We start from the raw sequence: 20,686 nt of genomic DNA on the forward strand, positions 1-20,686 counted from the left end.
ACTATTCCAAGTACTTTACATACATGCGTGTATGTATGTAAAGTACTTGGTATCAAATTTGATCAGTAAAGGTTGTCTCAAGTGCAAGCGTTTTCAGGGCAGTGCCGTGTATTTTTTCTAATGATTTCTGTGTTGGGTGTATTCACTTTAAGCGCCTGTACGGATGAGTTGCCAGTTAGCGCTGCTCCGCCACCCATTAAGGTGAATGTGCATACTGTTGCGGAGCGCACGGTGCCAATCGGTGGCCATTATCCCGGGCGAACGGTGGGTTCGAAAGAAGTGCAGATTAGAGCCCGTGTTGAGGGGATTTTAATACGACGTACTTACACTGAGGGCCAGGCTGTCAGTGAGGGGCAGTTATTATTTGAAATAGATGCAGCGCCATTTGAGGTTGCCTTAAATAGAGCAAAGGCACAATTGGCACAGGCTAATGCAAGTCTGTCTGCGGCACAGCGGCGTTGGAATCGAGCGGAAGAGCTAATTAAGACGAACTCAATTAGCCGCCGAGAGCTTGATGATACCGAGTCTGATTTAGAGTTTGCCAAAGCTGCAGTGCAGTTGGCAGAAGCAGAGGTGCAGGCTGCGGATATTAACTTGGGTTATACCCGGGTGAGAGCACCCATTGCAGGTGTGACTAGCCGTGAAGAAGTTTCAGAAGGGAGCTTGGTTGGGCCTAGCAATAGTTTGCTAACAACCATTACCCAGCTTGATCCTCTGTGGATCAATGTGTCGCTACCGGATAAGTTGGTGCTGGGTATACGTGAGATGATAGAACGTGGCGAAGCGGCTTTCACCGATGGTAAAAAAGAAGTTGAGGTCATGCTGGGTTCAGATGATTTATATCCATACTTGGGACAGATTAATTTCACAGAAAGCGCCATTGACAGTCGAACCGGAACAGTTCAAATCCGTGCGATTATTCCAAACCCTGACGGAAAATTGCTTCCAGGCCAATTTCTCCGCGTCAAACTACATGGCTTAATGAGTTTAAACGCGATTGTTTTACCTGAGCGCGCTATTTTACAAGGGGCGCAAGGCACCTATGTCTATAAAGTGGTTGAAGGTAACCGTGCTGAAATAGCGAATGTGGTACTGGGGATGGATGCTGTCGACGGCGTTATTATTGAATCGGGCGTCACCGCGGGTGATGTCGTTGTGGTTGATGGAGTATCGAGAATACAGCCTGGGGCGGTATTGGAGCCGAGTGAAACCAAAAAACCACCTTCGCAAGCTGAGGGTAAAGTAGTAAACCAAGAAGAAGGTGATACACCCACAGCTTCTGAGTCTGAAAGCGAGGGCAGCCCCCAGTGAATGCTCGTTTTTTTATAGACCGCCCCGTACTCTCAATTGTTATTTCGTTAATGATTTTGTTGGGTGGTGCGACGGCAATGGGTCGCTTACCTATCTCTTTATATCCTGAGTTTTTACCGCCAGAAATTGTCGTGACTGCCACCTACCCAGGTGCTAGTGCAGAAACCATTGCGGACACGGTAGCCGCGCCACTTGAACAGCAGATTAACGGCGTGGATGACATGTTGTATATGTCCACCCAGGCTTCTGCGTCGGGGGTTGTAACAATAAACGTAGTGTTTGCGACTGGAACCGACCCCGATCAAGCTGCTATTAATGTAAGTAATCGTGTTGCAGTGGCTGAAAACCGTTTGCCCGAAGCGGTCACCCGCTTGGGGATTCAGGTAAGTAAGCGCTCTACGAGTATTTTGATGATATATGCCTTAACGGCGGATCACCCACAGTACGACTCAATTTATTTAAGTAATTATGCTTTATTGAATATTGTCGATGAATTGCGGCGATTACCCGGTATTGGTGATGCACGCTTGTTGGGTGCAAAAGATTACTCTATGCGAGTTTGGCTTCAGCCAGATCGTTTAGCTGAGTTTTCATTAACCCCTTCAGATGTAGCGCAAGCCATTCGTGAGCAGAATGCCAATTTTGCGGCGGGTAAGTTTGCCGCAGAACCCCTTGTTCAAGATGCAGCCTTCACTTATACCGTTACGACTCAAGGGCGCTTGACTACGGTTGCAGAATTTGAAGACATTATATTGCGGACTGACAACTCCGGTGCAACATTGCATCTCGGAGATGTGGCAAGGGTAGAGCTTGGTGCACAAGATTATGCTTTTCAGGGGGCATTCAATGGTCAGCCAGCGGTTCCTATTGCCATGTATTTGCAGCCTGGAGCTAATGCGCTAGAAACGGCTAAGCAAGCACAGGAAGTGCTTGAGACAGTGCGTGAAAAATTACCGGATGGTGTGAAGCTAAATTTAACCTTTGATACCACTGTGTTTGTCGAACACTCAATAAAAGAAGTGATTGTTACCTTTTTTGAGGCGCTGGTACTGGTTGTTCTGGTGATGTTCATATTTTTACAGAATGTTCGGGCAACGATTATTCCTTTGCTTGCTATTCCGGTGTCTATTATTGGCACATTTGCCGGGCTCTATATTGTCGGTTTTTCGATCAACTTGTTAACCTTATTTGGTTTGATCCTCGCCATTGGTATCGTTGTTGATGATGCCATTATTGTGATCGAGAACGTTGAACGAATAATGGAAGAGCAGCATGTTGATGCAGACACGGCTGTTAAGCGTGCAATGGAAGAAGTGTCTGGGCCATTGATTGCCATTGTATTAGTGCTGTGTGCCGTGTTCTTACCGGTTATTTTTATGGATGGACTAACGGGAGAGATGTACCGCCAGTTTGCGGTGTCTATTTCCGTTTCTGTTATTTTATCTGGCATCGTCGCTTTAACGTTAACGCCTGCTTTGTGTTCGATGTTATTAAAGGACAAGGTGCACCCGCCTGCCGTTACGGGGTTTCTCGGTGGTTTCAACCGTTGGTTTGGAGTGATGCGTAATGGCTATGTATTTGTTACTAAGGCGATTATAGAGCACCGTTTTATTGGGCTTAGTGTGTTTGCTGGCTTAATGGGCTTGTTGTGGTATTTATTCCAGATTGTTCCAACGAGCCTGGTGCCAAGCGAAGATCAGGGCTATGTCATTATGGCCTATAAGACACCGCCAGCGGCCTCTTTGTCGCGAACCAAGGCGGTCACTGATGTTATGAATGAGCGTGTTTTGGCGCAGGATGACGTGAGTAGATTGATTACTTTTTCCGGCTTTGATCTATTGTCGTCTGCTCAAAAAACGAATTCTGGCGTGTCATTTATTATGTTAAAAGACTGGTCAGAACGGCAGGAAGCAGAACAGAGTTCAACAAAAATAGCCGCTAGCTTGCCTAGACTTGGTGGTGATTTGTTAGATGGTCAAATGTTTGCCTTTAACCCGCCCCCTATCATTGGTTTGAGTACCACGGGAGGCTTTGAAGTTTTTGTCCAAAATCGTGGCGATGCAGATTTTGTGCAAATGAATGAGCAATTGAATGCGTTTCTTGCCCTAGCCAATCAACAACCTGAGCTGGTAGGGGTTTACTCAACCTTTGATATTAATACGCCGCAATATCGTTTAAACCTCGATAGAGAAAAGGCAATGAGTTTAGGTGTGCCAGTCGCAGATGTATTTAGCACCATGCAAGCAACCTTTGGGAGCTTGTACGTTAATGATTTCACCTTGTATGGGCGCAGCTTTCAGGTGAACTTACAATCCGAAGAAGATTTCAGAACATCGCCAGATGATTTAGGCAAAGTGTTTGTTCGAGCGAGTTCAGGTAGCTTGGTGCCGTTGCGCTCTCTTATTCAAATCGAACGTATCGTTGGTCCTGACACGGTTAGTCGTTTCAATGGTTTTCCGGCTGCTAAGGTGTTGGGTAACCCTGCAGAGGGGTACAGCTCAGGTGATGCGTTAGCGGCATTAGAGCGCGTGGCGGCTCAGGCACTAGGGCAACAATTTAGTTTGGGCTGGATTGGTAGTGCCTACCAAGAAAAAGCGTCTGACGGTTCTGGTAGCCAGGCGTTTTTACTGGCTGTGTTGATGGTGTTTTTAATTTTGGCGGCTCAGTATGAGCGCTGGGTCATTCCAGCTGCGGTTATTCTTGCGGTGCCATTTGCCTTGTTGGGGGCAATTTTAGCCACATGGATGCGGGGTCTAGAAAACGATATTTATTTCCAAATAGGCTTGGTGTGTTTGATCGGTTTGGCGAGTAAGAATGCTATCTTGATCGTTGAGTTTGCGATGCAAAAGCAGCGGCAGGGCATGACCATAATAGATTCAGCGGTAGAATCTATTCGCTTGCGTTTTCGGCCTATTGTGATGACCTCTTTGGCTTTTACACTAGGGTGTTTACCGCTAGCCATTTCTAGCGGTGCAGGTGCGGCTAGCCGAATGTCATTAGGCACTGGTGTGATTGGCGGCATGTTAATAGCGACTTTTGTCGCGACGGTATTTGTACCTTTGTTTTATGTATTGCTGGCGTCGTTGGGGCAGCGGCTTAAAGTAAAAAACTAATGGCGTAGTGGGGGGGGATTCGTGATGCAGAGGTTTTAACTGCTCTGCATCCTCTCGCTAAAGTCCCATGTTGTTAGGGTTTTTATTGATAGATGGATGGCATACTCGTCAGCGCAGCGGCTCATTAACCAGCTTTTTAAGCGGGGGCGGGAGTCGCCAATATAGCGGTTAATTAACTGCTCAAGAACATAGCCTTTATTATCTTTTTCAAGCGTTGCTAGCGCCTTTCCCCTTACACCTTTATAGGGAGGTTCATTAACCGAGACTTCAAAGGCGCAATGGGGGTTGTTACGCAGAACGCGAATTATTTTAGCGGATGCATGACTGGCACAAAATATTTTATGACCATCGCTCATAAACCATAACGAGCACACTATTGGAAAGCCATCTTTATCAATAACCGCCAACCTTATGGGGCTGTGTTGTTCCCTCAGAAATGTCATGGCGTCCATTTTTGTATCCTTAATTATTAGTTGTGTAGGCTAGCTTACGATTCGGTGACTAGTTTAATTCCGTTATTTTCTATTGTGATACGTTGTTGTTTATAAAGTCGACCAAGGGCTTGTTTGAAAACCTTTTTACTGACATTAAATTGGGCGTAAATTTTCTCTGGAGGGGTTTTGTCCCCGACTTCAAGAAAGCCATTATTAGCTTCTAATTGGCGAATGATATTGCTAGCTATGTCGGTATTGCCGGCTGTAGCAATGGGCTGGATACTCAGATCTATGCGGCCGTCATCACGAACTTTTTTAATATAGGCGGTCAGCTTTTCACCTTTACGGATGGGGCGAACGAGGTCGCTATCGTATAGCAGCCCCCAATATTGATTTTCAATAACGGCTTTATAACCTAGTTCAGTTTTATTCGCGACAGTGACAATAAATGATTGGCCGCGCTGGAGTTGCGGCGCGGTGTCTTCTATGAACTCGTCGAGCTTCATTGACGCGACAATACGATAACTTCTATCAAGATAGATTTTCACTAATACTTTTTTCTGGGCTGTGATTTCACCCATTTGCTCTGCATAGGGGAGCAATAGCTCTTTATCTAGGCCCCAATCTAAGAAGGCGCCGGTATCATTAATTTGTGAAACGGTTAAGGAGATGACATCGCCGACTTGGCCAAGCGGGGTTTGCGTTGTGGCCATTAAACTTCCATCGCTATGGTGAAGGACAAATACATCTAGCGTATCGCCGATATTGCAGTTGTCTGGAGCGTTTTTACGGCTTAAGAAAATATCGCCAAGCTTGCCACCATCCAAATAAAATCCGGCTTGGCTATGGCGATGAATTTTAAGGCGGCTGATACGACCGATTGCGGTCATGAGGTGTCCTCATTATTTCAGATAAGAATAATGAGTGATTATACGCTAGGGTTTACCAGTACGTCATTTTCGCTTGTAAGCGGGCTGGTAGGTTGCGATGAATAAAGTGAGTGGCCAGTGCTAACACTGGCCACGAGTCGCATTAGATGAGTTCAATCGCGACGGCGAGGGCTTCACCACCACCGATGCAGAGCGAGGCAATACCGCGTTTTTTGCCGTATTGTTGTAGCGCGTGCACCAGGCTGATGATAATTCTTGAACCGGTAGAACCAACTGGATGGCCCTGGGCGCAAGCACCGCCGTGTACATTGACTTTAGCGTGGTCAATATCCAGTTCACGAATAGCCAGCATGGTTACCATAGCGAAAGCTTCGTTAATTTCCCAAAGATCAACATCGTCTTTGGTCCAGCCTGTTTTGGCGAGTAGTTTTTGCATTGCGCCAACGGGAGCAACAGTAAACAAGTCTGGCGCCATAGATTGGCGACTGTGGGCAATAATACGCGCTTGAGGAGTGGCTCCTGTGTCTTTCAGGGCCTTTTCGTTCATTAACACCATTGCCGAGGCGCCATCTGAAATGGAGCTGGCGTTAGCTGCAGTGATGGTGCCATCTTTGGCGAAAGCGGGACGAAGTGTTGGAATTTTTTCTAGCGACGCTTTGAGAGGTTGCTCATCGTCACTAACAATGGTTTCACCTTTTCTGGATTTAACCGTGACAGGCGCTGTTTCTGCAGTTAAATAGCCATTTTTTATGGCGTTGCAGGCGCGGTTTGTTGATTCAATGGCGTAAGCGTCCATTTCTTCACGGGTGAAATTGTTTTCGTCAGCTGTTTGTTGTGCAAAGCTGCCCATCATGCGGCCGCTGTAGGCATCCTGTAAACCGTCAAAAAACATGTGGTCTTCAAAGCCTTTACCGCCGGTGCCGACACCTTTGCGGGCATTTAAGACAAGGTGGGGGGCATTGGTCATGCTTTCCATACCGCCAGCGACAATAATGTCACAGCTTCCAGCTTTAATTTGGTCGTGAGCATAAATGGTGGCTTGCATACCTGAGCCACACAGTTTGTTAATGGTTACTGCGCCAGTAGATTCTGGAATACCGGCACCGATTGCGGCTTGACGAGCAGGGCCTTGTTTTAAGCCAGCGGGTAGTACACATCCCATAATGACATCGTCGATTTTGGCGGTATCAATATTTGCGCGTTTGACGGCTGCGGTAATGGCTGTCGTGCCTAGCTCAACGGCGGTCAGAGAGCTAAGTGAACCGAGCATGCCGCCCATTGGGGTACGAGCGCCAGATACAATATATACGGAGTCAGACATAGGAATTTCCCTGTAGGTGTGCCGTTCTGATACGCAAAATAAGCGATCCTCGGCCAAAAATTAAAAAGTAGGAACTTTTAAAGGCGGCACATTTAGCCATGTAGGGGCTATTTTTTCAAGGTTTGTGGGATTTCTGTTGTTTGTGAGCAGGAAAATTTAGGCTTTATTGACCTCAAATAACTTTCGTCTCACCGCGTGCCGGTATTTACCTGGGCTTGCACTGCAGTGTTGTTTGAATAGTCGACAAAAATAGCTGCTATCACTATAGCCACATTGTTGGCCAATTTCGTCAACGCTAAGATTGCTGTTTTGCAGTAAATCTTTAGCCAGCTCTATGCGGAGTTTTTGAACATATTGCAAAGGCGGCAGGCCAGTTATTTGGCGAAAGCGGCGGTGGAAGCTGCGCTCACTTAGGCCGCTCTGCTTGGCGAGTTCGGGAATGTTAAGGGGGGTAGCAATGTTTCTGGCTAGCCAGTTTTGGGCAAGCGCAATGGTTTCGTCGCGATGTAAGTCACTGCGGTTAACTCGATAACTATTGCGTGAAAATGGCCTCCGGCTTTCAGGTGAAAATTGCTGGGCTACTCGATTAGCTATGGGTGCTCCCCAGTAGCGATCAATTAAGTGAACAACTAAATCCGCCGCGGAGTTGACGCTGCCAGAGCAAAAAATATTATCTGTTTGAGTAATTAGGTGATCGCGATGGAGTGATACCTTGGGGTAACGGGTGGCAAAGTCGTCAAAGTAATGCCAGTGCGTTGTTGCCACTCTCCCATCTAGTAAGCCTGCCTCTGCGAGGAAGTAGCTACCATTCCCCACTGAGCAAATGACGGCGCCTCTCGTTTCGTGGTCTCGAAGCCATTGCTGTACGTCGGCTCGCAGCGGAGAGCCTCGATGTGGGTGGCGCCAACGACTAGGAATGATAATGAGGTCGTATTCTTTGTTGTTATTTATATCCGTGCTTGCCAGTAAGTTGAGGCCACCTGAGACCTCAATGGGAGAGGGATCCAAACCGACGATGTCTGCTGAAATGATGGTTTTGCGATGACGTTGCAGGGCAACACTATTTGCAGCGTTTAGGAGTTCATTGGGCAGACTGATACTGGTTGCTAGGGCGTCATGGAAGGCGAGTAGGGCAACTTGTTTCATGGTGGCGATAATGTCTTATCTATTGGCGGTTATATTCTATTTCAATCTGCCCAACACCGATAGACTAACACGCTATTATTTTAACTCGTGCATAAGGATTTAGAGTGAGTAAGTTACCTGTCATTGTCGGTTTTGGTGGTGTTAATGCGGCTGGGCGAAGCTCATTTCATCATGGTTATCGTCGTCTTATTTTAGACGCGCTACCCGAAGAAAAGGTAAACAGTACTTATCGTAGCTTGGCTGCAATAATGGGAATTCCTGCAGATCAAGTGGGTACAGAAGCTCAGCGTAAGTATATGCGCGATCATACCTTGATTCGAAAAATTGAGAGCAATCTTTTCAAGACAGATGAAGTTGCTTGGAATAAGCGCATGAACCTTACCGGGGGAAGTGGTGCTTTACAATTTGTGACGCGAGCGCGGGACCTTCCTGATGTATTGCCCACTGGCTGGGAGGTAACTGAGCTGGCGGATGGTAAAGTTTCAGTAAGTATCAGCGACGGTTGCAATGTTTTACTGCCCACGACGCGGAAAATAGAAGTATCGTCAGCCGGGCAGTTACCCTCTGGGTTTGATCCTGCCAGTTTGTATGGTTCTAGAAATCATCCCCGCGGTTTGCAAATGGCCATTTGTGGCGCTTCTGATGCACTAAAATCCATGGGGATAGAGTGGCAGACAGTCATGGATAATATTCGCCCAGACCAAATGGGTGTGTATGCAAGCTCGGCAATGTCGCAGTTAGATGAAAATGGTTTTGGGGGACTGCTTGGTGCACGTGCCAATGGCGGACGGGTAAGCTCAAAGCAGCTGGCCTTGGGCTTGCCTGATATGCCGGCTGATTTTGTTAGTGCCTACGTATTGGGCAGTGTTGGAACCAGTGGGCCGTCCCTGGGGGCTTGTGCGACATTTTTTTATAATTTACGTCAAGCAGTCAATGATATTCGCAATGGCTTAGTGAAGGTTGCTGTAGTGGGTGTGGCCGAGTCGGGGCTTGATCCAAAGATTATTGATGGCTATTACACGATGGGGGCGTTGGCCTCTGATGCGGATTTATTAAAACTAGATGAAGCCAAAGGACTTGCTGAGCCAGACTATCGCCGCGCAAGTAGGCCGTTTAGCACAAACTGTGGATTCACCATCGCTGAATCATCGCAGTTTATCGTTCTATTTGATGACGAATTAGCCTTACAGCTCGGCGCCCAAATTCACGGTTCGGTAGCGGATGTTTTTGTGAATGCTGATGGTTATAAAAAGTCGATATCTTCACCGGGGGTGGGTAATTATTTAACCGTGGCTAAGGCGGTTGCAGCGGCTGCCGGTATCATTGGTGATAAAGCCATTAAGACACGTTCATTTGTGCAGTCTCATGGTACCAGTACGCCACAGAACCGAGTGACTGAATCCCATATTTTGAATGAGACGGCCAAAGTCTTTGGTATTGAAAATTGGCCAGTTGGGGCGATAAAAGCGTATTTAGGTCATAGTATTGGCGCCGCTTCCGGTGATCAGCTGATTTCAAGTTTGGGTGTCTGGCAGGAGAATATTCTGCCAGGTATTGCGACGATCGATCATATTGCTGACGATGTTCACTGCAGTAATTTGCAGTTGAATAAAGAGCATACGCATTTCGAGTCAGATAGCCTTGATGTGGCAATACTTAATGCAAAAGGATTTGGTGGCAATAATGCGAGTGTGGCGTTGTTATCGCCATTGTTGAGTGAAAAAATGCTCAAAGGGCGGCACGGTGCTAAGGCGTGGCAAGGTTATATGGAACGCCGAGAACAGGTGCAGGCTGCGGCAACGGCTTACGATGAATCTGCATGCGCAAATGGTTACAGCGTACATTACCAATTTGGTCAAAATGTACTGGATGGTGATGATCTAGAGCTGACTCGATCAGGAATTGGCATTAAGGGTTGGGCTGAAAAAGTCGCTCTAAACATTGAATCACCTTACGCTTCGTGGTTAGAGGATAAGGACTAATATTCGTTAATAGTTGGTCGGGAACTGGCTAGTCATCGACTAGGATTTACGAATTGCTGTAAGGGAAAGTGCTTATAGCTGATGTATTTAGAGTGTGACTTAATTTATTGTGAGTCAGAATTCGCCCAAATATATTCAGGAGGCTAGATATATGCGTAATGATATCCGCCATCCAAGCAGCATCCCAATTGCACTGAAAGTGGGGCATCACGACGGTACTCGACGTGGTTTTTTACGGAATGTGAGTGCCGCAGGCTTGTCTTTTGATGTGGCGCGGAGAATAACTCGTGGGACTAAAATTGTCTTTTATGTTCCGTCTTTGTCCTCCCAGCCCGTGGGGCGGGGGCGAGTGGTGTGGAGCCGGCCTTTACGTGCTAGCTATCGTTTGGGGGTTGAGTTTGAAAGTGTCAAAGACGCTTACCGTACTCGAATGGTAGAGCAGATATGCCAAATAGAAGATTATCGACAAAAAGTGTTGGCGTCAGAGGGGCGTGAACTTGGTTCTGAGGAGGCCGCCTTTGAATGGATAGATGCCCATGCAGAGGAATTTCATCGTCGTTTTTCCTGAGGCTGGCATAGATTTCCTGATTAGATAAAATAGCCTCAATCGAGACAGTGTAATAAATTCATGTTTGAATAGGTCCCCCGCTGGTTCGGGGGATTTTTTTGCCCAGAGGAAATGGACAATGAGACATGAGGCGACTGCGCGAGTCGTTATAAACATGCCTAGAGAGCAGGCTTGGGATTTATTGAAAGATTTATCACTTGCACATCATTATGTGCCTGGGATTGTTCGTACTGAGCTTACAACCGAATTAAAAGAAGGCGTGAATGCGAGCCGCCGTGTTTTTCGGGCTTCCGGCAAACCATTGGACGAAACAGTTTCTGAATGGAATGAAGGTCACGGTTTTTTAATTCGCCTTCATAATGGCGATGCTGGCGCACCGTTACCGTTCAATAGGGCGGCATTTCGCTATCGTCTTGATGATGCGGGTCATAATAGTACCGCACTCACTACGAGCTTAAGGTTTGATATGCGTTGGGGTGGTTTTGGACGGTTTTTGTACGGGCGCTTTCTGCATAAAGTGTTTCGGCAAGTGATTCAGGATGTGGCAATAAGCATGAAGCAATATTATGAAACTGGGCAAGCAGTAAGCCCTGCACAATTGAAACAACTCCGCGAAAACACAAGGCAGGCCAGTTGATGGATGCATTAACATTACTTAAGGGCCGTAATTCAGCGGCAAGGTTATGTAAACCAGCTCCTGATGATTCTGCCTTAGCGGAAATTTTTGCAGCAGCGAGCCGTGCTCCCGACCATGGCCGTCTGCGGCCTTGGCGATTTTTGTTGGTTCGTGGGGACGCTCTCGTTAAACTAGGCGATCTGTTTGCGTCGGCGGCAAAACAACGTGATCCTGATTTAAGCGAAGATGACTGCCAACGCTTTAGGCAGCAGCCTTTGCGGGCGCCCCTTATATTGATTGTTATTGCACGTTTAGAAAAGCATCCAAAAGTGCCGATAATAGAGCAACAAATATCTGCTGCTTGTGCTGCACATGGTGCAATGTTAGCGGCAGAAGCATTAGGATATGCCGGCATTTGGCGTACCGGCGTAAATGCCTTTGATCAAAGAGTGCATTCTGGTTTAGGCCTTGTGCACAATGAAGAAATTTCTGGGTTTCTGTACTTGGGAACTCGTGATGGCCAAGCTAAGCCGCTTCCGGTGATGTCGCAGGCTGATTTTATGAAGGAATGGAGATAATAATGAACAGCGTTGTACCCCCAAGTTACACAACTGTACAAATTCGAATGGAAGAGCATGTTGCCTGGGTTGCGTTAAATCGACCAGATAAAGCAAATGCCATGAATCAAACAATGTGGGATGAGATTCAGCTGTGTTTTGAGTGGCTAGACCAGGAGCCACTTGTCCGTGTTGTGGTGTTGTGTGGTGAGGGGCGTCATTTTTGTTCTGGCATCGATTTAGCCATGTTTAGTGGTATAGCGGAAGCTCAAAATGGTTTGGAGAAGTCCCGTGTTGTTGAGCAGTTTCGAGCCACTATTTTACGTCTGCAAGGTAATTTAACCGCCATAGAGCGTTGTCGTAAGCCTGTTTTAGCGGCGATTCAAGGTAGCTGTGTTGGTGGTGGTGTAGATATTATCAGTGCCTGTGATATGAGGTATTGCTGTGATGGTGTTAAATTTTCTATTAAAGAAATAGATATTGGTATGGTTGCCGATGTTGGCACATTACAGCGTTTGCCACACATTATCCCCGCGGGTGTTATGCGTGAGCTCGCTTATACTGGGCGTAATGTGGGCGCAAGCGAGGCCGAGCGTATTGGCTTGGTAAATCGACGTTTTGATAATTATGAAGAAATGATTGAAGCTGTATCGGCCTTGGCTCAAGAAATTTCCCGTAAGTCACCACTGGCAGTACGTGGTAGTAAGCAAATGCTACTTTACAGCCGTGATCACAGTGTTGCCGACGCCTTGGATTATCAGGCTACATGGAATAGCGGCATGTTGAGCTTTGAAGATGTCATGCTCGCTATTACTGCGGCCAGTGAAGGTAAGTCTGCCGACTTTAAAGATTAACATTCGCTTACATTTCTTCTACCAGCAATCGGAGCGCTTGAACTGCCTCCGCTTGTTGGTAAACTCCCTGTAACTAAAAATAATCGCAGCGACGAATATATATTTGTCAGCTGTGGCTGAGTGATTCTGATTTATGCAATCCCGAACGATTTTTAATACGCCTTTAGTGAGCGGTTTTTTCCGTGCAATATTTATACTACTTACATGGTTACTTGGCTGGCGAATTGTTGGAGAGAAGCCAACGCACAAGAAATATATGATGATTGCTGCGCCACATACAAGTAACTGGGATTTTCCGACCATGATGGTCGCGGCCTTTGTGTTGCGCTTAGATGTGCACTGGGTAGGTAAGCACACTTTATTTCCTAAGGGGGGCTTAGGTGCGGTGATGCGTTGGTTTGGTGGTATTGGTTTAGATCGACGAACAGCCAATAATACGGTTGAGCAAATGATTGCCCAATACGCGTCGCGAGATGAACTCATGCTGTTAATTGCCCCAGAGGGGACGCGTAGCAGGGTCGATAATTGGAAGGCGGGGTTTTATCACATCGCTGTGGGCGCTGGAGTGCCTATCTACCTTGCTTTTTTAGACATAAAAACGCGACATACCGGGGTTGGTAAAGTGTTTTACCCAACGGGTGATTATGAAAAGGATATTGCTGATATTAAGGCATTTTATAAGAATAAATGTGGTTTTAATCCTGAGCTGACTTAATTTGATGCGTTAAAGCGGTTGAATACTAAATAATAAAAAGGGTGGGGGAGATTATGCTGGAATTAAGAAGGCATATTGCGTTTTTGGTATTGATTTTTAGCGCGATATTTTATTCCGTGTGTTTACACGCTGCAGGACCAACAGTTGTTAACACTGAAAGTATAAGCGCAAATTCGGCTGATAATTGGTTGTCTTATGGCAAAGATTATAAAGAGCAGCGCTACAGTGAGCTAGATCAAATCAACGTTGATAATGTCAGTGATTTAAATCTGGCTTGGTCTTTTGATACTGATTTTAACCGTGGCCTAGAAGCAACTCCAGTAGTCATAGATGGCGTCCTATATTTGACGGGAAACTGGAGTGTAGTCTACGCGCTGGACGCGAAAAGTGGCAAATTACTCTGGAAATATGACCCAAAGGTCCCTCGCGAGTGGGGGAAAATGGCCTGCTGTGATGTGGTTAATCGAGGGGTAGCGGCGTATGAAGGAAAGATAATATTTGGCACATTAGATGCTCGTTTAATAGCGCTAGACGCCGCCACTGGAGAGCGAATTTGGGAAGTATTAACGGCAGATACCAGTGTTTACCCATATACAATTACCGGCGCACCACGTGTTGCTAAAGGTAAGGTGTTTATTGGCAATGGCGGCGCAGAATATGGCGTACGTGGCTATGTTAGCGCATACGATGTCAATACCGGTGAACAACAATGGCGATTTTATACTGTGCCTGCAAACCCTGCCGATGGGTTTGAAAATCAAGCAATGGAAGCGGCTGCAAAAACCTGGACTGGAGAGTGGTGGAATTATGGTGGTGGCGGCACAGTCTGGGATGCCATTGTTTATGATGACGAATTAGATCAACTTTACATTGGGGTTGGGAACGGGTCGCCGTGGAATGCAAAAGTACGTAGCCCTGACGGAGGGGATAATCTTTATTTATCGTCAATTGTTGCACTAAATCCTGATAATGGTGATTACCTGTGGCATTACCAAGAAACCCCCGCAGAATCTTGGGATTATACGGCTACCCAACACATTATGCTGGCTGACATGGCGTTTGACGGTCAGGAGCGGAAAGTTATTTGGCACGCGCCTAAAAATGGATTCTTTTTTGTTATTGATCGAACAAACGGCGAGTTACTTTCTGCAGAGCCATATTCAGATGTGAATTGGGCAAGTCATTATGATTTAGAAACTGGTAGACCCGTAGAAACTAAAAATGCACGTTATTTAACTAAAGCGCAAATGATTCGACCCTCATCAATGGGGGCACATAACTGGCAAGCTATGGCGTATAGCCCGCAAACTGGTTTGGTATATATTCCCGCCATTAACAGTTTATTCGAATATAAATCCGTAAAGAATTATTTGCACGAATGGGGGCAATGGAATCTTGGTGTCTATACTCAGCAGCAGTCTGTATCTGATCCTATTTTAGCGCAATTACTAACAAGTAAAATTACCCAAGGTGCCTTACTGGCGTGGGACCCTGTTAAGCAAGAGGCCGCATGGGAGGTTCCGCATAAATTGACGTGGAATGGTGGCTTATTGGCTACCGCTGGCGGGCTTGTTTTTCAGGGGGCTGCAGACGGCGATGTACTAGCGTTTCGGGCTGATAATGGTGAAAAATTATGGTCTTTTAATGCTAATACCGGCGTTATGGCGCCGCCAGTTACCTACACGGTTAACGGGGAGCAATATATAACAATTCTGGCTGGCTGGGGTGGCGCATTTGGCTTGATTGCAGGGTTGGAGAGAGAGGTAGCTCCGCCACCGAGTAGGGTCTTAACTTTTAAGCTGGGCGGTTCCGCTCTAGCGCTTCCGGCAAATCCACTTAAGAAAATACACGAGCCACCTGTGCGTATAAGTAGTGATCAAAACATACTTGAAGAGGGGCGCTCTCTTTATTATGCGTATTGTAGTGCTTGCCATGGCACGGAAGTGATTTCTAATGGGGCAATACCAGATTTACGCCACTTACCGACAGCGTTTCATGATAATTTTAATGCGATTGTGCTTGATGGTGTTATGAAAAAAGCGGGTATGGTGGGCTTTTCTGACGTTTTAACTGAGGAGCAGGCGTTTGCTATACATGCTTATATCCTAGAGCAGGCTAATATCGATAGAGAAAGGCGAGCACAGTCTAGCTGGTGGGTGGCCATCAAGACGTGGTTCTTCAAAATCGTTGCGGCTGTATTAGGCTTTGCAATGACATTTGTTTAGCGTGTGGCGGAAATAACATACCTTAATCGGTTGTTAATTATAGTGCGGATATCTGCCGCCAGCTCTCTATAGAATGTTCTGTTAGGTGCGTTGGCTCGCCAAACTAAGGCGTGTTTTCGTAACACTGGAAAATTACGCAATTCGCAAACATAGAGCGCTTTGGGGTCGTGCATTTCTGAGTGAACATATAATCCAGGCAGAAATGCGACCCCCATTCCCATCACCACCATTTGTCGTAGGGTGTCTAGGCTAGTGCCCTCGTAGTCTCGCTGAAGATCTGCTCCCCAGCGCTCACATATTTCTTGTACTTGATGGTGGAAGTGGTGCTTTTCTTCTAGCGTCAGTATTTTTTCACCCCGTAATTTACTGGGTGTCAGATATTTTTGTCCGGCTAATGAGTGATTGACCGGAACAACAAATTTGAGAGGTTCAATAAACAAGGGCTCCATAGCAAGCTGGGGTGCGGTTAATGGTAACGGGACGATAGCGATGTCGTGAATGCCATCCAGTACATCTTTCTGTAATTCTCGGTGTGCAGCTTCACGTACATAGAGTTTTAAATTGATATGAAGGTCGTGTAAATCTGGCAGCACATGGGGGAGTAAATAGGGCCCAACAGTGGGGGGAACACCTAGACGGTATGTTGTTTGATGACTGTCGCTCATTGCTGCGGCTAAATCCTCAAATTCTTTCATGCTAAGTAGCACTTGGCGTGCAGCATCGAGTAAATCGCGACCACTTGGTGATAGTAGGGTTCCTGCTCTTGAGCGTTCAAACAGTGCCGTGTTGAGTGTTGATTCTAATAAAGTAATTTGATTGGTTAGCGCTGGTTGGCTCATCCCCAGCTCTTCGGCAGCTCTCCGATAGTTGCTATGTTTGGCAACAGCAACAAAATACGTAAGCTGCTTTATGCTCGGTGATTGGGCAGTGGACGCCATATTAATCCTGATTTCTGATAATTAAATGATATCAGCAAATGGTATACCTTCTTATTAAACTATCAAAGCATAATCCACTCCATATTAATTCTGACTAGTAATTTACGAGGATCTGACATGGAAGAGCTAATTCAAGGCGTTGCGAAATTTCAAAAAGAGGTTTACCCCAATAATGAAGCTAAGTTCCGCAAATTGGCTAATGGACAAAACCCTGAGGTGCTATTTATCACCTGTGCAGACTCAAGAATTGACCCAAATTTACTGACACAAACTCAGCCTGGTGATTTGTTTATTTGCCGTAATGCCGGCAACGTTGTACCGCCGCATAGTAATCAAACCGGTGGCATGACGGCATCCATTGAGTTTGCTGTGGCGGCTCTAGGGGTGTCTCACATTGTTGTCTGTGGACATAGCGATTGCGGTGCGATGAAAGGTGCACTTAATCCTGACGCTCTGGAAGGTTTACCACATGTTAAAGAGTGGTTAGGGCATTGCCGGGCTGCGAGTGAAGTTGTCAAAGAGCGTCACGGCCACTTAGATAAGTGTCATCTAGAAGAGGTTGCCGAGGAAAATGTGCTACTGCAATTACAGCATCTGCGCACTCACCCTGCGGTTGCGGCGAAAATAGCCAGTGGTCGAGTTCGCTTACATGGCTGGATTTACAATATTGGTAGCGGCGCAGTTGAATGCTACAACGAGCAGACAAAGAAGTTTGAAATAATGGACTCTTCATACAGTTTAGAGCTGGAAGAAGGCTTGGCTCAAGGCAAGGGAGAGGTCGCATGAAGTTCAATCGCGATACGATAACTGGGGATATTACCGGAGGTATTACGGCGGGGGTGGTCGCACTGCCTCTGGCCTTGGCACTTGGTGTTGCCTCGGGACTAGGCCCTATGGCAGGCATTTACGGTGCCATTGCGCTAGGCTTTTTTGCTGCCTTGTTTGGTGGCACTTCGTCCCAAATATCAGGGCCTACTGGGCCAATGGTCGTAGTATTAGCAGGCTTGTTCGCCAGTTTATCTGGTGATGTGGCGCTGGTATTTACTGCGGTTATGTTGGCCGGCGTTTTTCAGATTGTTTTTGGTTTTCTCGGAGTGGGACAATACATTCGTCTTGTCCCTTACCCAGTGATCTCTGGTTTTATGACGGGCATTGGGGCAATTATCATCATATTACAGATGGGGCCCTTGCTGGGTCATAGCTCCCCTGGGAACCCTTTGGGCGCAATGGCTAAGTTACCTGGCGCGGTTATGGATATTGATTTTGCCAATCTCGCTCTTGGTTTGGTTACATTGGCCTTGGTTTTCTTTTGGCCTGCAAAAGCGGGAAAATATTTGCCTGGCCCACTTGCCGCGCTGATTTTTGGTACCTTATTCGCGCTCTATTTTCTAGACGTGCCGTTGTTGGGTGATATCCCTTCAGGACTTCCTTCGCTTCACTGGCCCGTTTTTGAGCAGAGTAAAGCCTTATTAGTCATTGAGGCTGCGTTTATTTTGGCCGTACTTGGCGCGATTGACAGCCTGTTAACATCGCTAGTGGCAGACAATATGACCCGTCAGCGGCATGATAGTAATCGCGAACTAATTGGTCAGGGTATTGGTAATACCGTTGCTGGTTTAATTGGTGGTATTGCGGGTGCCGGCGCGACGATGCGGACAGTTGTTAATATTCGCTCGGGAGGTAAGACGCGCCTATCTGGGATGGTGCATGCGTTATTGTTATTGGCTGTGGTGCTTGGTTTGGGCTCGCTGGCATCGATGATTCCGCTTGCGGTTTTGGCCGGTATTTTGGTCAAAGTGGGTTTGGATATTATTGACTGGAGTTATTTGAAGCGAGCTAATCATGGGCCTCGCTGGGATCTAGCGTTAATGGTATTGGTATTATCGCTAACGGTCTTTGTGGATTTGATAACAGCCGTGGCAACGGGTGTAGTCTTAGCGGCTCTAGCATTTGTTAAGCAAGTGGGACAGTTGCAGATAGCGAGTATTAAAAACACACCTGAAAACTTGGACTCTGATATTGAAAAAGAATGCTTAGCGTCGTGCGGAGAATCTGTTGCGCTATTTGAATTCAGTGGTCCACTGAGCTTTGGTGCAGCGGCAGACCTCGGGCATCATGTTCGTGAGCACAGTGAGCTTGGCTCACGCGTGTTGATTCTTGATTTCTCAAGAGTGCCATTTTTAGATGTTTCTGCGGTATTGGCAGTAGAAACCATCGCTAATGATGCTGCCAGCAGTGGAAAACTACTCTACTTGGCAGGCATGAACAGTGATGTTCAAAAGGTGCTGGAAGGGATGAATAGTGGTTTGCCTGGTGACGGGGTGTTTGCGAGCCGCCTTCAAGCGCTGCAATCGGCTGCCGCGAGAGTCAGTTCTTCCCGTGTAGAGGTTGAAGCTGACCACGGTGTTCCCGCTACGTAATCTTTTACTGATTACCGAGGTGAGCTTAAGCTTGCCTCGGCATTTATCCTATTTTGTGTGATTAAAAGCGCAAGACCATGCCAACCCCTGCCGTTCGATCTTTTAGCGTGCTAGCTCCACTAGTTTTACGCGTAATTTCTGCACCATAACCATATGCCATTACAGACTTGTTGAGATTGTAGTCGATGCCAATGGCGACTTGCTTAAATTGCTGATCATTATTATCAAGCTCGATGTCGGCTTGTCCTGTTTGTATTTTTAAGTCGAGCTTTTCTGTCGCGTGATACTCCAAACTGAGCAGGCTGGCTACTTCATCGCGATTAGTGCTGTCGGAACCCGTGTTTTCAGCAGTTTGAATTAGAGCGCCAATACCAAAATCGCCAGTCTCAAAATGAGCTATAGCACGACTAAGGTTTTGCTCGTTTATATCTTCATCGTGGGCGACGGCGAGTATAAATTTGTTGTGTTGGTAGCTTAGTGAAATGGTCGATCCATCATTGTTATCTTGATTACTATCTTCGTCGGAAACAACAGCGACACTACCGCTGAAGCGTTCAAACAAACGTGGTGTGTGGTAGCGGAGTGTGTTTTTCATTCGATTTTCACCGCTCATATAGTTTTTTACATCACCGACCGCTAGATCATTAAATAAATCTACTTGGCGACGAATTTCCTTGGTCGCGGTGTCAGTGTGTCCGGCTAATACAGTACCCCATTCTCCTTTTACGCCTATGAATGTATTTCGTTGCTTGAATGTCTCGTCGGTCGTCGCTTCGCCGTCGTCAAAGGCCACTTCGTATTCGGCTTGATAAAACGCGCTGATACCGCTGTTATCTACAGGTATTTCGCCCCTGATGCCTATACGCGATGAATTACTGTTGAGCTCCCATTGATCCGAGTTAGCGCTGATTTCAGTGTGAGTTTTTTGATAAGAGATATTTGCTTGGCCATAGAATTGGGTGTCGGCGTACACAAAAAGGTGGCCAATCATCATTGCAGTTAAAAGCAGGACTTTGTTCATAAGGGTTCTGTTCGAGGGCTGATTACATGGGGTGTATTTATTGGAGGCGGTAACCTTTAAATTTCACGCCACTTTATTACAGTTTTATGACAATTGCGGCAACTGTATTACGTAATTATTACAGTGGTAGTGAGTTGCGTTTAATACAGAGGGGGGGTAAGGGATGACGGTAATAGCATGATGGCAGGTTGGTTTATTTGTGCAGTAGTGTGTGTGGTGGTGTATTACTAATTTAAGGCCAAATAGTGCTTGTAGTAACGTCTTGCAGCTGTTATTGGGCTAGATAATTGTCCACAGTATCTGTGGATAACTTGGTGGGTAACTTGTAGGTGATGGCAGGAAAGAGAGAGTTAGTCGGCGGTTTAACAAATTGTTCAAAAAATAGTCATTTTTAAAAAATATTTATAAATCAATGACTTATGTGTCTATTTGAATTATTGGCGTTAGGTTTGTGGTTTAAAGTGTATGTAATGGGGTTTTGCCCCTTATCTGTGAATAAGTGTTACGTCAAGACCTAAGTTATGTTACCTGTTACGTATTTCTACTTATTGCTGGGTGTGCTCTAAAATATGTTC

The 20,686-nt window shown here is 46.4% G+C and carries 17 protein-coding genes; 11 read left to right on the plus strand and 6 right to left on the minus strand.

The features are described 5' to 3' along the window. Positions 1-81 precede the first annotated feature (81 nt). The gene (locus AELLOGFF_RS05975) at positions 82-1,311 is read left to right on the plus strand and encodes an efflux RND transporter periplasmic adaptor subunit (protein WP_159267815.1); all 1,230 of its coding nucleotides are present in this window, start codon (positions 82-84) and stop codon (positions 1,309-1,311) included. After that, the gene (locus tag AELLOGFF_RS05980) at positions 1,308-4,424 is read left to right on the plus strand and encodes an efflux RND transporter permease subunit (RefSeq protein ID WP_159267816.1); all 3,117 of its coding nucleotides are present in this window, start codon (positions 1,308-1,310) and stop codon (positions 4,422-4,424) included. The genes AELLOGFF_RS05975 and AELLOGFF_RS05980 overlap by 4 nt, the downstream gene beginning before the upstream one ends. Positions 4,425-4,459: 35 nt before the next feature. Here AELLOGFF_RS05980 and AELLOGFF_RS05985 read toward each other — a convergent pair whose 3' ends face one another. From AELLOGFF_RS05985 to AELLOGFF_RS06000, 4 genes are all read right to left on the minus strand, one after another. Next, positions 4,460-4,876, minus strand: a complete 417-nt coding sequence (locus AELLOGFF_RS05985; protein ID WP_159267817.1) for a pyridoxamine 5'-phosphate oxidase family protein — start codon at positions 4,874-4,876, stop codon at positions 4,460-4,462. Between the two features lie 35 nt (positions 4,877-4,911). Next, positions 4,912-5,748 (minus strand): S1 RNA-binding domain-containing protein, encoded by an 837-nt coding sequence (locus AELLOGFF_RS05990; RefSeq protein ID WP_159267818.1) that lies wholly within the window; start codon positions 5,746-5,748, stop codon positions 4,912-4,914. 142 nt (positions 5,749-5,890) lie between these two features. Next, complete coding sequence (locus AELLOGFF_RS05995) at positions 5,891-7,069, minus strand: thiolase family protein (RefSeq protein ID WP_159267819.1); 1,179 nt, start codon at positions 7,067-7,069, stop codon at positions 5,891-5,893. 156 nt (positions 7,070-7,225) lie between these two features. Beyond that, complete coding sequence (locus AELLOGFF_RS06000; protein WP_159267820.1) at positions 7,226-8,215, minus strand: GlxA family transcriptional regulator; 990 nt, start codon at positions 8,213-8,215, stop codon at positions 7,226-7,228. A gap of 104 nt (positions 8,216-8,319) precedes the next feature. On the opposite strand from AELLOGFF_RS06000, the gene AELLOGFF_RS06005 reads away from it, so the two are divergent. The 7 genes from AELLOGFF_RS06005 (at position 8,320) to AELLOGFF_RS06035 (ending at position 15,732) form a co-directional block, all read left to right on the plus strand. Continuing rightward, positions 8,320-10,197 (plus strand): beta-ketoacyl synthase, encoded by a 1,878-nt coding sequence (locus AELLOGFF_RS06005; RefSeq protein WP_159267821.1) that lies wholly within the window; start codon positions 8,320-8,322, stop codon positions 10,195-10,197. A gap of 151 nt (positions 10,198-10,348) precedes the next feature. After that, positions 10,349-10,765 (plus strand): PilZ domain-containing protein, encoded by a 417-nt coding sequence (locus tag AELLOGFF_RS06010; RefSeq protein WP_159267822.1) that lies wholly within the window; start codon positions 10,349-10,351, stop codon positions 10,763-10,765. 118 nt (positions 10,766-10,883) lie between these two features. Continuing rightward, positions 10,884-11,402, plus strand: a complete 519-nt coding sequence (locus AELLOGFF_RS06015) for an SRPBCC family protein (protein WP_159267823.1) — start codon at positions 10,884-10,886, stop codon at positions 11,400-11,402. Continuing rightward, the gene (locus tag AELLOGFF_RS06020) at positions 11,402-11,959 is read left to right on the plus strand and encodes a nitroreductase family protein (RefSeq protein ID WP_159267824.1); all 558 of its coding nucleotides are present in this window, start codon (positions 11,402-11,404) and stop codon (positions 11,957-11,959) included. The genes AELLOGFF_RS06015 and AELLOGFF_RS06020 overlap by 1 nt, the downstream gene beginning before the upstream one ends. Before the next feature lie 2 nt (positions 11,960-11,961). Continuing rightward, positions 11,962-12,792, plus strand: a complete 831-nt coding sequence (locus tag AELLOGFF_RS06025) for a crotonase/enoyl-CoA hydratase family protein (protein ID WP_159267825.1) — start codon at positions 11,962-11,964, stop codon at positions 12,790-12,792. A gap of 133 nt (positions 12,793-12,925) precedes the next feature. Further along, positions 12,926-13,507, plus strand: a complete 582-nt coding sequence (locus AELLOGFF_RS06030; protein WP_159267826.1) for a lysophospholipid acyltransferase family protein — start codon at positions 12,926-12,928, stop codon at positions 13,505-13,507. Positions 13,508-13,560: 53 nt separating this feature from the next. After that, positions 13,561-15,732, plus strand: a complete 2,172-nt coding sequence (locus AELLOGFF_RS06035; protein WP_159267827.1) for a PQQ-dependent dehydrogenase, methanol/ethanol family — start codon at positions 13,561-13,563, stop codon at positions 15,730-15,732. Here AELLOGFF_RS06035 and AELLOGFF_RS06040 read toward each other — a convergent pair. Continuing rightward, positions 15,729-16,670: a hydrogen peroxide-inducible genes activator gene (locus tag AELLOGFF_RS06040; RefSeq protein WP_159267828.1), complete on the minus strand. Its 942-nt coding sequence runs from the start codon at positions 16,668-16,670 to the stop codon at positions 15,729-15,731. The genes AELLOGFF_RS06035 and AELLOGFF_RS06040 overlap by 4 nt on opposite strands. Before the next feature lie 117 nt (positions 16,671-16,787). Between AELLOGFF_RS06040 and AELLOGFF_RS06045 the strand changes: the two genes are divergently transcribed. Then, positions 16,788-17,456, plus strand: a complete 669-nt coding sequence (locus AELLOGFF_RS06045; RefSeq protein WP_159267829.1) for a carbonic anhydrase — start codon at positions 16,788-16,790, stop codon at positions 17,454-17,456. Next, the gene (locus AELLOGFF_RS06050) at positions 17,453-19,090 is read left to right on the plus strand and encodes a SulP family inorganic anion transporter (RefSeq protein ID WP_159267830.1); all 1,638 of its coding nucleotides are present in this window, start codon (positions 17,453-17,455) and stop codon (positions 19,088-19,090) included. The genes AELLOGFF_RS06045 and AELLOGFF_RS06050 overlap by 4 nt, the downstream gene beginning before the upstream one ends. A 61-nt stretch (positions 19,091-19,151) precedes the next feature. On the opposite strand, the gene AELLOGFF_RS06055 is transcribed toward AELLOGFF_RS06050, so the two are convergent. Continuing rightward, the gene (locus AELLOGFF_RS06055) at positions 19,152-20,111 is read right to left on the minus strand and encodes a porin (RefSeq protein WP_159267831.1); all 960 of its coding nucleotides are present in this window, start codon (positions 20,109-20,111) and stop codon (positions 19,152-19,154) included. Positions 20,112-20,686: the final 575 nt, after the last annotated feature.

The organism is Zhongshania aliphaticivorans (assembly GCF_902705875.1).
Taxonomy (GTDB): Bacteria; Pseudomonadota; Gammaproteobacteria; order Pseudomonadales; family Spongiibacteraceae; genus Spongiibacter; species Spongiibacter aliphaticivorans_A.